The following is a 15,114-nucleotide window of genomic DNA, read 5'->3' as shown; positions in this document are numbered from 1 at the left end:
GGAGAAGCGGATGGCCGGCTACACCCACAGCAAGCAAGACCACCAACGACGACTGCGCCGGGTGGAGGGTCAGATCCGTGGCTTGCAGCGGATGGTGGACGAGGACAAATACTGCATCGACATCCTCACCCAGGTCTCCGCGGCGACCAGCGCGCTGCAGTCGTTCGCCCTCTCCCTGCTCGAAGAGCACCTGAGTCACTGCGTCGCCGAGGCCACGCTCAAGGGCGGCCCCGAGGCCCAGGCCAAGGTCAAAGAGGCCAGTGACGCCATCGCCCGTCTTGTACGTTCCTGACTTGAAAGGTTGATCGATATGAGCACCGCCACCTACACCGTCAAGGGCATGACCTGCGGCCACTGCGTCAGCTCGGTCAAGGAAGAGGTCGGCGAGGTCCCCGGCGTCACGGGCGTCGAGGTCGATCTGGCCAGCGGCCTGCTGACCGTCGGAAGTGAGAGCCCGATCGACGAGGCGAAGATCGTCGCCGCGGTCGAGGAGGCCGGATACGAAGTGGCGATTCCCTCGTGAACGCCGCAGCCAAGCTCGGCGCCTACGTCCTGGGGCTGGCCGTCATCTTCGGCGGCGCCCTGGGCGTGGGCAGCGCGGTCGGCGAAGTGGCCCCGGCTCCGGCCGAGGAGGGCCACGGTGCCGCCCACTCCACCGAGACGGCGGCCGTGGCGCAAGCGGATACCCCCGGAGGGCTTCAGATGTCCGAGAACGGCTACACGCTCACCCCTCTGACCTCCACGATCCGCCCCGGCGAGCCCACCGACTTCCAGTTCAAGGTGACCGGCCCCGGCGGCGGGCCGGTGACCGACTACCAGGTGAAGCACGACAAGAAGCTGCACTTCATCGTGGTCTCCCGCGACCTGACGAGCTTCCAGCACGTGCACCCGGCCGAAGCCGGCGGCGGCGTCTGGACGATCAAGCTGACGCTGCCCGAGCCGGGCGCCTACCGCGCCTTCGCCGACTTCGCCCCCACGGGCGCCGACGGGCTGACGCTGGGCACGGACGTGCTCGTCGCCGGTGACTACGCGCCCAAGGCGCTCCCGCCGGTCGGCCGTACGTCCACCGTGGACGGCTACACCGTCACCCTCGACGGCGACCTGATCCCCGGCCAGGCCAGCAAGCTCACCCTCAAGGTCAGCAAGGACGGCAAGCCCGTCACCGACCTGCAGCCCTACCTCGGCGCCTACGGCCACCTGGTCGCACTGCGCGGCGGGGACCTGGCCTACCTGCACGTACACCCCGACGGCGCCCCCGGCGACGGCAAGACCGCCGCGGGTCCGGAGATAACCTTCTATGCCGAGGTGCCCAGCGGCGGCGACTACCGGCTGTTCCTCGACTTCCAGCACGAGGGCACCGTACGGACCGCCGACTTCACCGCCAAGGCGGCCCCCGCCCCGGCGGGCACGCCGGCCTCCGCACCGGCCTCCGCACCGGCCTCCGCACCGGCGACCCCCGCACCAGCGACCACCCACGGCGAACACTGACCAGGACGCGACGCGAGAAAGGAGAAAGGTGATGTCTCCCCTCACCGATGACCGGCCACACAACGCGGTCGAACTCTCGATCGGTGGCATGACCTGCGCGTCCTGCGCCAACCGGATCGAGCGCAAGCTCAACAAGATGGACGGCGTGACGGCGACGGTCAACTACGCGACGGAGAAGGCGAAAGTCACTTTCTCCAGCGACGTCGATGCGCAGCAGCTCATCTCGGAAGTGGAGAAGGCCGGCTACACCGCCGCGCTGCCCGCACCACCCAAGACCGATGCGGAGACCGCCGACCAGGAGCCGCAGGACGAGCTCCGGCCGCTGCGCGAGCGGCTGGTCACCTCGGTGGTGCTGGCCGTGCCGGTGATCGCGATGGCGATGATCCCGCCGCTGCAGTTCACCAACTGGCAGTGGCTGTCGCTGACGCTGGCCGCGCCGGTGGTGGTCTACGCGGGCTGGCCGTTCCACAAGGCCGCCTGGACCAACCTGCGCCATGGCGCGGCGACGATGGACACGCTGATCTCGGTCGGCACCATCGCCGCGCTCGGCTGGTCGCTGTGGGCCCTGTTCTTCGGTACGGCCGGGACCCCCGGCATGACGCATCCCTTCGAGTTCACGATCCAGCGCACCGACGGCTCCGGCAACATCTACCTGGAGGCCGCCGCGGGGGTCACCGCGTTCATCCTGGCCGGCCGCTACTTCGAGGCGCGCTCCAAGCGCCGCGCCGGAGCGGCCCTGCGCGCCCTGCTGGAACTGGGCGCCAAGGAGGTCTCGGTGCTGCGCGACGGCGTCGAGACCCGCATCCCCGCCGACCAGCTCCAGGCCGGCGACACGTTCGTCGTGCGGCCCGGCGAGAAGATCGCCACTGACGGCGTGATCGAGGAGGGCGCCTCGGCCGTCGACGCCTCGATGCTGACCGGCGAGTCGGTGCCCGTGGAGGTACGGCCCGGCGACGCGGTCACCGGCGCCACCGTGAACGCGGGCGGTCGGCTCGTGGTCCGCGCGACCCGGGTCGGCACCGACACCCAGCTCGCCCAGATGGCCAAGCTCGTGGAAGAGGCGCAGACCGGCAAGGCGCAGGTCCAGCGGCTGGCCGACCGCATCTCCGGCATCTTCGTGCCCATCGTGATCGGCCTCGCGGTCGCCACCCTGGGCTTCTGGCTCGGCACCGGCGGCGGGGCCGGGGCGGCGTTCACCGCGGCGGTGGCCGTACTGATCATCGCCTGCCCGTGCGCCCTCGGCCTGGCCACTCCGACGGCGCTGCTGGTCGGCACCGGCAGGGGCGCCCAGCTCGGCATCCTGATCAAGGGGCCGGAGGTGCTGGAATCCACCCGCCGGATCGACACGATCGTGCTGGACAAGACCGGCACGGTCACCGAGGGCAAGATGACCCTCACCAGCGTGCACCTGGCCGACGGCGAGAACCGAGACGAGGTCCTCAGACTCGCCGGCGCGCTGGAACACGCCTCCGAGCACCCGATCGCCCAGGCCATCGCCAGGGCGGCCGGCTCCGACGCCGTGGTCGAGGACTTCGCCAACATCGAGGGTCTCGGCGTGCAGGGCATCGTCGACGGGCACGCGGTGCTGGTCGGCCGCCCGAAGCTGCTCACGGAATGGTCGCAGCACCTGCCCGTGGACCTGGAACGCAAGCTGGCCGACGAGCAGGCCGCCGGCCGCACGGCGGTGGCGGTGGGCTGGGACGGTCAGGCGCGCGCGGTGCTCGTGGTGGCCGACGTGATCAAGCCGACCAGCAAGGAGGCCATCGGGCAACTACGTGGCCTGGGCCTGACCCCGGTGCTGCTGACCGGTGACAACGAGGCCGTGGCCAGGACGGTCGCGGCCGAGGTGGGCATCGACGAGGTGATCGCGGAGGTGCTGCCCGCCGACAAGGTGGACGTGGTCAAGCGGCTCCAGGGCGAGGGCAAGGTGGTGGCCATGGTCGGCGACGGCGTCAACGACGCCGCCGCGCTGGCCCAGGCCGATCTCGGCCTCGCCATGGGCACCGGCACCGACGCGGCCATCGAGGCCGCCGACCTGACGCTGGTCCGCGGCGACCTGCGGGTGACGGCCGACGCCCTCCGGCTGTCCCGCCGGACACTTGGGACGATCAAGACGAACCTGTTCTGGGCCTTCGCCTACAACGTGGCCGCCCTGCCGCTGGCCGCGCTCGGCCTGCTCAACCCGATGATCGCCGGAGCCGCGATGGCGTTCTCCAGCGTCTTCGTGGTCAGCAACAGCTTGCGGCTGCGCCGGTTCAGGTAACGATGATCGAAGGTGGCCGGGGGTTGTTCGCCTCCGGTCACTTCGGCGTTCTGGTTCAGCGGGGCTTTTCGCCGTCTTGTTGCGGCGCCCGGCCCTGTGCGGGCTCAGCGGCCGTATTCCTGGAGGTCCTCAGCCTTGGTCGGCGGGTGGGTCTTCCCGGGCTTGCCGTACAAGAGGAATGTCGCTAAAAAACGGGAAGGTCCGCGCGGCCCTTATGAAACCCGCAGGCCTTAAGAAACGGGCCGTCCCTAAGGAACGCGCGGTCCATTAAGAATCGGGCGCTGCCAGGGCGGCGGCTTGGTCGCGGAGGGCGAGGCGGGTCTCGGGGGAGTCTGCGTCGTCGCCCAACATGATGCGCGCGAGCTGCGGCATCATCGACTGGAACAACGCCAGCCCCGTCAGCAGGAACAACCTGCGCGCCGTCGCCGCGTCCGGCTCCTCGCCCCGGCCCTCGGCGAGCGAGGCCGTCTTGCGCGCGCACCGCGCGACGCGGGCCTCCTGGCCGGGGAGCAGGTCCTGGCCGCGGTAGTTGAGCGCCTCCCACATCAGCAGGCGCACCAGGTCGGGGTGTTCGCGGTAGTAGTCGGTCAGTCTGGCCACGTAGGCGGCCGGGTCGGCACCCGGTAGTGCGATCTGCGCGGTCAGGTCGTCGAGCGCCTCGGTGATGACCGCGTCGAACAGCTTCTCCTTGTTGCCGAAGTGGCCGTAGATGCGCTCCTTGTTGACGCCTGCGCGCTCGGCGATGCGATCCACGCGGGCGCCCGCGATGCCGTACGCGGCGAACTCCTCCCGCGCGGCCTCCAGGAGAGCGGCCCGGGTGGCGGCGGTCGAGACCTTGGGTGCCATGGTGTCCATCTTGCCACGACCAACTGGTTGGTTGTAACCCAACCGAACGGTTGACATCCAACTAGTTGGTTGGCTACCGTCCCGGCACATGACTATTTCCTCTCCTCGTATGGCCCGCGGCCGGCGCGCCGCCCGCAAAGGCCTGCGTCCGGCCTCGGCGATCCGTGATGGGGCGGCTCCCACGGCCGCTGCTCGCGATGGTGTGGGTTCCATTCCGGCCGGCGTCGGCGAACGGGCGCGTGTTGAGACCGCCGGAGGTGCGGCGGCGTTCGGGCGGACGATGGTGGCCTTCGTGCTCACCGCCGTCCTCGTCAGCGGTCAGTTGTACGTCGTGATCCCGCTTTTGCACGACATGGCGAGCGGGTGGGGCGCATCCACCAGTGCCTTGACCTGGCTGGTCACCGCCTTCGGTATCGGGTATGGCGTCGGTTTCCTGGTGTTCGGTCCGTTGTCCGACCGGTTCGGGCGCAGGCGACTGCTCATGCTGGGCCTGCCGCTGGCCGCCGTCGCCACCGCGCTGGTGGCCGTGAGTCCCTCTCCCGAGGTGGCCTTCGTGCTGCGGGCGGTGCAGGGGGTGGTCGTGGCGATGTTCCCGCCGGCGGGTATGGCGTACCTGGTCGAGCGCATCGAGCCGAGGCGCAGGGTGGTGGCGATCGCCGCGGTGACCGGCGCGTTCCTCGCCTCGGCCGTACTGCTGCAGGTAGCCGCGCAGGTGCTGGTGGAGGTGATCGGCTGGCGGGGCCTGTTCGGGCTGTCGGCGGCCGGGTTCGCGCTGGCCGCGCTCGGCTTGCGGGCCGTCATGCTGCCAGACCTGCCGGGTGAGGGGACGGGGTCGCTGCTGTCGGTGTACCGGTCGGTGCCGGGGTTGCTGTTCGACCGGGTGCTGCTGCTGCGGTACGTCGCGACGATCGTGTTGATGGTTGGCTTCGTGGCCGTCTACACCGGATTGCAGATCTACGGCATGGCGACGCCGCGCGAACTGCTCCTGCTGCGCGCCGGTGGCCTTCCCTCGATCGTGCTCATGCCGCTGCTCATGCCCTGGCTGGGCCGGGTCTCGGCGACCACTCGGGCGGTGTCGCTGCTGTTCGCGGGGGCCGTCGCGCTGGCCGTCGTCGGCTGGACGGCAGCCGCCGCGCTGGGCCTGGTGCTCCTGCTCGCCGTCTATGTCGCCTCGATCACGGGTGGACTGCCGAGCCTCAATGAAGCGGTCTCCGCACGGGCGGGGCGGGCGCGGGGCACGGCTCTGGCGCTGTTCTCCTTCGCGCTCGCCGTCGGTGGCAGCGTCGGTCCCCAGGTCGCCGCCGCGTTCGGCGGGTTCGGCCCGCTCATGTACGGCCTGTCGATCGCGATGGTTCTGGCCGCAGTCGCCGTACTGGCCTCGACCCTGCCCAGGCGCCCGGCCGCAGCGGAGGCGGCGGCCGTGCGCGGTCACTGACGGTAGCGGGCGTTGGCGGGGGTGCGGACTGCGCCGAAGCCGACTTCCGGTGGGAGCTACTGGCCGGTACGGTGTTACCAACGGTAACGGCCGGGAGTCTGCGTGCCGTACCTTCGTCAGGCGCCTTTAACGCGATATTTCAGGGAGTAACGACATGGGCGGCTTCAGTCCGGAGTTGAGCGATGACGTCGCCGAGGTGCGCGACTGGGTGCACGACTTCGCCCTCGACGTGATCCGCCCGGCGGGCGCGGAGTGGGACGAACGCGAGGAAACCCCCTGGCCCGTCATCCAGGAGGCCGCCAAGATCGGCCTGTACTCGCTCGACTTCTTCGCCACCCAGTGGTTCGAGGAGAGCGGCCTGGCGCTGCCGGTGGCCTTCGAGGAGATCTTCTGGGGTGACGCGGGCATCGGCCTGTCCATCGTCGGCACCGGCCTGGCCGCCGCCGCCCTGTCCGCGAACGGCACTCCGGAGCAGATGGGGGAGTGGCTGCCGCAGATGTTCGGCACGGAGAACGACGTCAAGCTCGGCGCCTTCTGCGCCTCGGAGCCGGACGCGGGTTCCGACGTCGGGTCGATCCGTACCCGCGCCGTGTACTCCGGCGGCGACTGGGTCCTGAACGGCGTCAAGACCTGGGCCACCAACGGCGGCATCGCGAACGTCCACGTCGTGGTCGCCTCGGTGGAACCGTCGCTGGGCACCCGAGGCCAGGCCACCTTCGTCATCCCGCCCGGCACTCCCGGCCTGTCGATGGGGCAGAAGTTCCGCAAACACGGCATCCGCGCCTCCCACACCGCCGAGGTGGTCCTGGACAACGTTCGCATCCCCGGCTCCTGCCTCCTGGGCGGCAAGGACAAGCTCGACGCTCGTCTCGCCCGCGTACGCAACGGCGAACGTGCCGGCGAGCAGGGGGCGATGCGTACGTTCGAAACCACCCGCCCCTCGGTGGCCGCCATGGCGGTCGGCATCGCGCGGGCCGCCTTCGAGTACGCCAGGGACTACGCGCGGGAACGCGAGCAGTTCGGCCGGAAGATCGGCGAGAACCAGGCGATCGCCTTCCTCCTCGCCGACATGGCGACCCGCGTGGACATGGCCCGGCTGCTGACGTGGCGTGCGGCGTGGATGGCCCGGAAGGGCAGGCAGTTCGGGCAGGCAGAGGGCTCGATGTCCAAGCTGGTGGCGGGGGAGACGGCGGTCTGGGTGACGGAGCAGGCGATCCAGATCCTGGGCGGGGCGGGGTACACGAGGGAGCATCCGGTGGAGCGTTTCCACCGGGATGCCAAGATCTACACCATTTTCGAAGGGACGTCCGAGATTCAGCGGTTGATCATCGGCCGCGCCGTCACCGGCCTGCCCGTTCGTTGATCGCGTCGTAACAGCTTCTGGTGACGGCCGGTCCCTTGCCGGGACCGGCCTTTTGCCGTGCGCTCAGACCGCCGGGCGGCGTGACATGACGGCTGGCCGGTTCCTAGGCGAGACTGGCCGCAATCGGGCTAATCGGAAACCCCATCGGAAGTCATCGCAAACAGTCTTGACATCCGCATTCCACACCCTCAATCTGTTGCGTATAGCGCTAGACGTTGCTCGTTGTGAAACCGGGGTGTGAGATGATCCCAGCGTGCCCTCTCGCGTCGCTGCCGCGAGGCGAGGCCCTCCGTCTCGATATCGATCCGCCCATAGCGGTCTTCCACACGGACGAGGGCGACATCCTGGCGATCGACGACACCTGCACCCATCAGGATGCCTCGCTGGCCGACGGCTGGCTGGAGGGCTGCGAGGTCGAGTGCCCGCTGCACGCCTCGCGGTTCAACCTGCGCACCGGCGAGGTGGACGCTCCTCCCGCGAAGCGGCCGGTCCGCATCCACCAGGTCGTCGTCGAGAACGACGTCATCTACGTCGTGCCGTCGGACGCGCCGCCCAACCTGCCGCCGGGCGTCACCCTGAAAGGGCAGGCGTGAACACGGTCTGCGTGGTCGGCGCCTCGCTGGCCGGGCTGCTGACGGCGCGGGCCCTGCGGAGCCAGGGCTATGGGGGGCGGCTGGTCGTCGTCGGCGCCGAGGAGCACCGGCCCTACGACCGGCCACCCCTGTCCAAGGACTTCCTCAAGGGCGCGATCGATGAGGCCGACCTGGCGCTGGAGGGCGATGCCGAGCACCAGGACATCGAATGGCGGCTGGGTGTGGCCGCCACCGGCCTGGACGCGATCGCCCGCCGGATCACGCTGAGCGACGGCACGTCGCTCGTGGCGGACGGCATCGTGATCGCCACCGGCGCGGCGGCGCGCACGCTGCCGGGGACGGAGGCGCTGCGCGGGGTGCACACGCTGCGCACCCTCGACGACGCTCGCGCGCTGCGCGCCGACCTGGCGACCGCCAGGAGGCTGGTGGTGATCGGCGGCGGCTTCATCGGCGCCGAGGTCGCCGCCACCGCCCGCGAACTCGGCCTCGAGGTGACCCTCGTCGAATCGGGGGAGGCGCCACTGGCCTCCGTCGTCGGCCGCACGATGGGGCGTGTCGTCGCCGACCTGCACGAGCGGCACGGCGTCCGGCTGGTACGCCACGCGTACGTCACCGAGGTGACCGGAACGGACCGGGCCGATGGCGTACGGCTGGCCGACGGCACGCACCTGCCCGCCGATGTCGTGGTCGTCGGGATCGGCGCGGTGCCCAGCACCGGCTGGCTCCACGGAAGCGGTGTCGACCTGGGCGACGGGGTGCTCTGCGACGAGGGCGGCGGCACCTCCGCGCCGGGCATCGTCGCGGTCGGCGACTGCGCGGCCTGGTACGACCCGGCATGGGGCGGGCACCACCGGGTCGAACACTGGACCGGCGCCCGCCAGCGGGCCGCCGTCGCGGCGGCGACGCTGCTGTCCGGCGGCACCGCCCGCCCCGAGCCCGCGCGTCCGGCCTACTTCTGGTCCGACCAGTTCGACGTGAAGATCCAGTTCATCGGGCACGCCGGCGACGCCGACACGGTGACCGTGGAGGAGGGCGACCCGGCGGAGCACAGCTTCCTCGCCGTCTACCGGCAGGGGGAGCGGCTCGTGGCGGTGCTGGGCGTCAACCAGGTCCGGCTGTTCACCCGCTGGCGCCGCCACTTGGAGACCGCGCCGGTCCAGACCGGCTGAAACAGGAGTGAATCATGGCTCATGAAGTACGCGGCGTGGTCGCGATGGGCAAGGGCAAGCCGGTCAGCCTGGAGACGATCCTCGTGCCGGACCCGGGGCCCGGCGAGGCGCTGGTCAAGGTGCAGGCCTGCGGGGTCTGCCACACCGATCTGCACTACCGCGAGGGCGGCATCAACGACGACTACCCGTTCCTGCTCGGCCACGAGGCCGCCGGAGTGGTCGAGGCCGTCGGCCCCGATGTCAGCGACGTGGCGCCCGGCGATTTCGTGATCCTCAACTGGCGGGCGGTGTGCGGGTCCTGCCGGTCCTGCTTGAGGGGCCGCCCGCAGTACTGCTTCGCCACCCACAACGCCACCCAGAAGATGACCCTGGCCGACGGCACGCCGCTCAGCCCGGCGCTCGGTATCGGGGCGTTCGCCGACAAGACGCTGGTGGCCGCGGGGCAGTGCACCAAGGTCGACCCGGCCGCCTCCCCGGCCGCCGCCGGGCTGCTCGGCTGCGGCGTGATGGCCGGGCTGGGTGCCGCCGTGAACACCGGCGCGGTCGGTCGCGGCGACTCGGTCGCGGTCATCGGCTGCGGCGGCGTCGGCAACGCGGCGATCGCCGGAGCGCGGCTGGCCGGCGCCACGACGATCATCGCCGTCGACGTGGACGACCGGAAGCTCGACTGGGCGCGCGGCATCGGCGCGACCCACACCGTGAACGCCGGGCAGACCGACCCCGTCGAGCGGATCAGGGAGCTCACCGGCGGCTTCGGCGCCGACGTGGTGATCGACGCCGTGGGCCGGCCGGAGACGTTCAAGCAGGCGTTCTACGCCCGGGACCTGGCCGGGACCGCCGTCCTCGTGGGCGTGCCCACCCCGGAGATGACGCTGGAGCTGCCGCTGCTCGACGTGTTCGGCCGCGGCGGCGCGCTGAAGTCGAGCTGGTACGGCGACTGCCTGCCGAGCCGCGACTTCCCCACGCTCATCTCCCTCTACCTCCAGGGCCGCTTCGACCTCGACGCGTTCGTCACCGAGACCATCGGGCTGGACGACGTCGAGGACGCCTTCACCAAGATGCACCACGGCGAGGTACTTCGCTCTGTGGTGGTGCTGTGATGCGGATCGAGCGCCTGGTCACCTCGGGCACGTTCAGCCTGGACGGCGGGACGTGGGAGGTCGACAACAACGTCTGGCTGCTGGGTGACGACGACCAGGTCCTCGTGATCGACGCGGCGCACGACGCCGAGGCGATCGCGCGGGCCGTGGGCGATCGCCGGGTGGCCGGGATCGTGTGCACGCACGCCCACGACGACCACGTGAACGCCGCCCCCGAACTGGCCGCGCGCACCGGGGCGCCGGTGCTCCTGCACCCGGACGACGAGCCGCTGTGGAAGCTCGCGCACCCCGGCGCGGTGCCGGACCGGACGCTGGAGAACGGGCAGATCCTCCGGATCGGCGACTCGGCCGTGCACGTCCTGCACACCCCCGGGCACGCCCCGGGAGCGGTGTGCCTGTACGTGCCCGAGCACGGCGTACTGTTCTCCGGTGACACCCTCTTCCAGGGCGGACCGGGAGCCACGGGCAGGTCGTACAGCGACTTCCCCACGATCATCGCGTCGATCAGCCGGTCCCTGCTCACGCTGCCCCCGGAGACGGTGGTGCACACGGGGCACGGCGACGACACCAGCATCGGAGCCGAGGCTCCGCAGCTCGAGGACTGGATCCGCCGAGGACACTGACCCGGCCCGTTACACAGAGGAGTAGTCCTGTGACCACTTCAACCACCTCCAGCGTGATCCCCACCCTCCCGGGCCGCTACTACACCGATCCGGAGATCTTCGCGCTGGAGCAGCGGAACATCTTCGAGACGATGTGGTTCTGCGCGGTGCGCTCGTCCGACCTGCCCAAGCCGGGTGCCTTCAAGACGGTGCAGGTCGGCACCGAGAGCATGCTCATCAGCCGGGCACGCGACGGGTCGGTCCGCGCCTTCTTCAACGTCTGCCGGCACCGGGGCGCCACCTTGCGCACGGAGGAGTCGGGCGAGGTCAAGCGGTCCTTCCAGTGCCCGTATCACGCGTGGACCTACGACCTCGACGGCAAGCTGATCGCGGCGCCCAACCTGACCAAGATGGCCGACCTGGACCGGGTGCGGTACGGGCTGGTCAAGGCGCATGTGCGCGAGTGGCTCGGCTACGTGTGGATCTGCCTGGCCGACGAGCCGCCGCCGTTCGAGCGGGACGTGCAGGGCGCGGTGGCCGAGCGGCTGGGCGCGCTGGACCTGATCGACAACTACGACGTGGCCGGACTGTCGGTGGGCCGGCGGATCGTCTACGACGTCAAGGCCAACTGGAAGCTCATCGTCGAGAACTTCATGGAGTGCTACCACTGCGCCACGATCCACCCCGAGCTGACCGAGGTGCTGCCCGAGTTCGCCGACGGGTTCGCCGCCCAGTACTTCGTCGGCCACGGCGCGGAGTTCGGCGAGCGGATCGAGGGCTTCACCGTCGACGGCTCGGCCGGGCTCAGCCGCATCCCGGGCGTGACCGAGGACCAGGACCGGCGCTACTACGCCATCACCATCAAGCCACAGGTCTTCATCAACCTGGTGCCCGATCACGTGATCCTGCACCGCATGTTCCCGCTCGCGGTCGATCGCACGGTGGTCGAATGCGACTGGCTCTACCTGCCCGACGTGGTGGCCGCGGGCAAGGACCTGGACAAGTCGGTCGAGCTCTTCCACCGGGTCAACGAGCAGGACTTCGACGCCTGTGAACGCTGCCAGCCCGCCATGAGCTCGCGTACGTACCGTGAAGGCGGCGTGCTGGTGCCCAGCGAACACCACATCGGCGCCTTCCACGAGTGGGTCCAGGACCGGATCGGCTGATGGGGACGGGCGAGAACGAAGACGAAGGGCTGAGGGTCGGCCCGCCCAAGGAGTGGGCGGGCGGCCTGCCCGCCGTGGGGCACGCGCTGGAGATCGCCCATCGCGAGATGGGCGCCGCTCGCACCGTGCGCACGCTGCTGCGGGTCAACCAGAAGGACGGCTTCGACTGTCCCGGCTGCGCCTGGCCCGAGGGCGAGCACCGCAGCCCCGCCGAGTTCTGTGAGAACGGCGCGAAGGCCGTCGCCGAGGAGGCCACCACGCGCCGGGTCGGGCGGGAGTTCTTCGCCGCGCACCCGGTGGCGGACCTGGCCGTCCGCAGCGACCACTGGCTCGGCGGGCAGGGCCGGCTGACCGAGCCGATGCACAAGCCGCCCGGCGCGGAGCACTACCAGCCGATCACCTGGTCGCGGGCGTTCGAGATCATCGCCAGGGAGTTGCGCGCCCTCGACAGCCCTGACGAGGCCGTCTTCTACACCTCCGGCCGCACCTCCAACGAGGCGGCCTTCGCCTACCAGCTCCTCGTGCGCAGGCTGGGCACCAACAACCTGCCCGACTGCTCCAACATGTGCCACGAGTCCAGCGGCTCGGCCCTGACCGAGACGCTGGGAATCGGCAAGGGCACGGTGTCGCTGGAGGACCTGCACCGGGCCGAGCTCATCTTCGTGGTGGGCCAGAACCCCGGCACCAACCATCCCCGCATGCTCACCGCGCTGGAGCGGGCCAAGCGCGGCGGGGCGCGGATCATCGCGGTCAACCCGCTGCCCGAGGCGGGCCTGCTGCGCTTCAAGAACCCGCAGCGCCCCTCCGGGGCGGGCCGCGGCACCGCGCTCGCCGACCGGTTCCTGCAGATCCGGCTCAACGGCGACATGGCGCTGTTCCAGGCGCTGTCCCTCCTTCTTCTCGACAGCGCCGACCGGGCCTTCATCGACGAGCACACGTACGGGTTCGAGGCGTGGGAGAAGCACCTGCGCGCGCTCGACTGGGAGAAGGTCCGCCAGGCGACCGGCCTGACCCGGGCGGAGCTGGAGGAGACGGCGCGCGAGGTCCGTACGGCCCGCTCGGTCGTCGTCTGCTGGGCCATGGGCCTCACCCAGCACCGCAACTCCGTGGCGACGATCAGGGAGGTGGTCAACTTCCTGCTGCTGCGCGGCAACGTCGGCCGGAGCGGGGCGGGCGTGTGCCCGGTGCGCGGCCACTCGAACGTGCAGGGCGACCGGACGATGGGCATCTACGAGAAGCCGGCCGCGGCCTTTCTCGACGCGCTGCGCGCGGAGTTCGGGTTCGAGCCGCCCCGCCGCCACGGGCTCGACACGGTCGACGCGATCCGTGCCATGCGTGACGGGGCCGCCAAGGTCTTCTTCGGCATGGGCGGCAACTTCGTCCGGGCCACGCCCGACAGCGACGTGACGGAGGCCGCGCTGCGCCATACCAGGCTGACCGTGCAGGTGTCCACCAAGCTGAACCGCTCCCACGCGGTGTGCGGCGAGGAGGCGCTGATCCTGCCGGTGCTCGGGCGCACCGAGCGCGATCCCGGCGGCTACGTGACCGTCGAGGACTCGATGGGGCTCGTCCACGCCTCCCGGGGCAGGCTCAAGCCCGGCTCCCCGGACCTGCTGCCGGAGGTGGCCGTGGTCAGCCGGCTGGCGCGCGAGCTCTTCCCCGACGACCCGCACGTGCCGTGGGCGGAGTTCGAGCGCGACTACGGCGCGATCAGGGACCGCATCGCGCGGGTCGTCCCCGGTTTCGAGGACTTCAACGCGCGGGCGCCCGCCGGGTTCGCGCTGCCCAACGCGCCGAGGGACGAGCGCCGCTTCCCGACCGCGACGGGCAAGGCCAACTTCACCGTCAACGAGCTGGAGGTGCTGCGGGTGCCTCCCGGCCGGCTGCTGCTGCAGACCGTCCGCAGCCACGACCAGTACAACACGACGATCTACGGGCTCGACGACCGCTACCGAGGGGTCAAGGCGGGCCGCCGGGTGATCTTCGTTCACCCGGACGACCTCGCCGAGCGCGAGCTGGCCGACGGCGACCTGGTGGACCTGGTCAGCGAGTGGCCCGACGGCGAGCGCACGGCCGGGGGGTTCAGAGTGATCGCCTACCCCACGGCACGAGGCTGCTGCGCGGCCTACTTCCCGGAGACGAACGTGCTGGTGCCACTCGACTCGGTGGCCGAGACGTCCAACACCCCGACCTCGAAGAGCGTGGTGATCCGGCTGCTCAGGACCGGTCCGCGTAGCCCAGCCGGCGGCTGATCTCGTCGGCTCCGCTGATGAGCATGGGGGCGAGTTCGTGGATGCGCTCGACGGTGAAGCGGTAGGCCGGCCCCGAGACGCTGACCGCGGCCACGACCTCGCCGTGATAGGAGCGGATGGGCGCGGCCATGGCGTTCAGTCCCTCTTCGAGCTCCTCCAGGCAGTAGGCGTAGCCCGTCTCCCGCGTCCGCGCGAGCTGCAGCTCCAGCGCGTCGGCGTCGACCATCGTCTTGGGGGTGAAGCTCTCCAGCTCGCCGTCCGACAGCAGCCGGGCGCGTTCGCCGTCGTCCAGGTAGGCGAGCAGCACCTTGCCGCTGGACGTGGCGTGCAGCGGGGTGATCTGGCCGACCCAGTTGTAGGTGGTGATCGTCGAGGGGCCGCGCACCTGGTCGAGGTTGACCGCGTGGGCGGAGCGGAGCACGGCGATGTTCACCGTCTCGCCGATCTCCCCGGCCAGCTCCTGGCAGATCGGCCGGGCCCGCCCGGTGATGTCCATCTGCGTGCTGACCCCGCCGGCCAGCCGGATGATGCCGAAGCCCAGACGGTATTTGCCGCGATCCTCGGCCTGCTCGACCAGGCCGCGGGCCTCGAGCGCGCCGAGCAGCCGGAAGGCCGTCGACTTGTGCACGTCGATCTCGGCGGCTACCTCGCTCACGCCGGCCTCGCCGCGCTGGGAGAGGATCTCCAGCACGCTGATCGCTCTGTCGACTGACTGTACGCCTCCACTGCCCGAATCGTTGCTCATAGCGAAACTGTAAGTGCTACGGGGAACTCCGTCGATCTGCCAGGCAAAAAGATCTGTTGTTGCGACTAGTGAAACGCGATGCGTATAGCGCT

General features: G+C 70.6%; 14 protein-coding genes. 12 read left to right on the top strand and 2 right to left on the bottom strand.

The features are described from left to right. The first annotated feature begins 10 nt into the window (after positions 1–10). From ACGFNP_RS05120 to ACGFNP_RS05105, 4 genes are read left to right on the top strand one after another with little or no spacing between them, the layout of a single operon-like run. Positions 11–292, top strand: coding sequence for a metal-sensitive transcriptional regulator (locus ACGFNP_RS05120; RefSeq protein ID WP_393314982.1), 282 nt, complete (start codon positions 11–13; stop codon positions 290–292). Positions 293–310: 18 nt separating this feature from the next. After that, the gene (locus ACGFNP_RS05115) at positions 311–523 is read left to right on the top strand and encodes a cation transporter (RefSeq protein WP_358329081.1); all 213 of its coding nucleotides are present in this window, start codon (positions 311–313) and stop codon (positions 521–523) included. Further along, positions 520–1,488 carry a hypothetical protein gene (locus ACGFNP_RS05110; protein ID WP_393314979.1) on the top strand — a complete coding sequence of 323 codons (969 nt, stop codon included), beginning with the start codon at positions 520–522 and terminating at the stop codon, positions 1,486–1,488. Before ACGFNP_RS05115 ends, ACGFNP_RS05110 begins: the two co-directional genes overlap by 4 nt. Before the next feature lie 31 nt (positions 1,489–1,519). Beyond that, entirely contained in the window at positions 1,520–3,751 is a 2,232-nt protein-coding gene (locus tag ACGFNP_RS05105) for a heavy metal translocating P-type ATPase (RefSeq protein ID WP_393314976.1), read from the top strand. 267 nt (positions 3,752–4,018) lie between these two features. On the opposite strand, the gene ACGFNP_RS05100 is transcribed toward ACGFNP_RS05105, so the two are convergent. Next, complete coding sequence (locus ACGFNP_RS05100) at positions 4,019–4,597, bottom strand: TetR family transcriptional regulator (protein ID WP_358329090.1); 579 nt, start codon at positions 4,595–4,597, stop codon at positions 4,019–4,021. An 88-nt stretch (positions 4,598–4,685) separates the two neighbouring features. Here ACGFNP_RS05100 and ACGFNP_RS05095 point away from each other — a divergent pair, with 88 nt between their 5' ends. From ACGFNP_RS05095 to ACGFNP_RS05060, 8 genes are all read left to right on the top strand, one after another. Beyond that, complete coding sequence (locus ACGFNP_RS05095) at positions 4,686–6,032, top strand: MFS transporter (RefSeq protein WP_358329093.1); 1,347 nt, start codon at positions 4,686–4,688, stop codon at positions 6,030–6,032. A gap of 154 nt (positions 6,033–6,186) precedes the next feature. Then, the gene (locus ACGFNP_RS05090; RefSeq protein WP_358329096.1) at positions 6,187–7,395 is read left to right on the top strand and encodes an acyl-CoA dehydrogenase family protein; all 1,209 of its coding nucleotides are present in this window, start codon (positions 6,187–6,189) and stop codon (positions 7,393–7,395) included. A 242-nt stretch (positions 7,396–7,637) separates the two neighbouring features. Beyond that, entirely contained in the window at positions 7,638–7,988 is a 351-nt protein-coding gene (locus ACGFNP_RS05085) for a bifunctional 3-phenylpropionate/cinnamic acid dioxygenase ferredoxin subunit (RefSeq protein ID WP_358329099.1), read from the top strand. Beyond that, on the top strand, positions 7,985–9,157 hold the full coding sequence (locus ACGFNP_RS05080; protein ID WP_358329102.1) for an FAD-dependent oxidoreductase: 1,173 nt from the start codon (positions 7,985–7,987) through the stop codon (positions 9,155–9,157). The genes ACGFNP_RS05085 and ACGFNP_RS05080 overlap by 4 nt, the downstream gene beginning before the upstream one ends. Positions 9,158–9,171: 14 nt before the next feature. Beyond that, complete coding sequence (locus ACGFNP_RS05075; protein ID WP_393314971.1) at positions 9,172–10,257, top strand: S-(hydroxymethyl)mycothiol dehydrogenase; 1,086 nt, start codon at positions 9,172–9,174, stop codon at positions 10,255–10,257. Then, positions 10,257–10,880: an MBL fold metallo-hydrolase gene (locus tag ACGFNP_RS05070; RefSeq protein WP_358329108.1), complete on the top strand. Its 624-nt coding sequence runs from the start codon at positions 10,257–10,259 to the stop codon at positions 10,878–10,880. The genes ACGFNP_RS05075 and ACGFNP_RS05070 overlap by 1 nt, the downstream gene beginning before the upstream one ends. Positions 10,881–10,909: 29 nt before the next feature. Further along, positions 10,910–12,025, top strand: a complete 1,116-nt coding sequence (locus ACGFNP_RS05065; RefSeq protein WP_393314968.1) for an aromatic ring-hydroxylating dioxygenase subunit alpha — start codon at positions 10,910–10,912, stop codon at positions 12,023–12,025. Beyond that, entirely contained in the window at positions 12,025–14,277 is a 2,253-nt protein-coding gene (locus ACGFNP_RS05060) for an FdhF/YdeP family oxidoreductase (RefSeq protein WP_393314965.1), read from the top strand. The genes ACGFNP_RS05065 and ACGFNP_RS05060 overlap by 1 nt, the downstream gene beginning before the upstream one ends. Here ACGFNP_RS05060 and ACGFNP_RS05055 read toward each other — a convergent pair. Beyond that, positions 14,243–15,022, bottom strand: coding sequence for an IclR family transcriptional regulator (locus tag ACGFNP_RS05055; protein WP_358329116.1), 780 nt, complete (start codon positions 15,020–15,022; stop codon positions 14,243–14,245). The two genes, ACGFNP_RS05060 and ACGFNP_RS05055, sit on opposite strands and share 35 nt — an antisense overlap. Positions 15,023–15,114 lie beyond the last annotated feature (92 nt).

Source organism: Nonomuraea sp. NPDC049269 (assembly GCF_043197155.1).
Taxonomy (GTDB): Bacteria; Actinomycetota; Actinomycetes; order Streptosporangiales; family Streptosporangiaceae; genus Nonomuraea.
This window is presented reverse-complemented; position numbering and strand designations above follow the sequence as displayed.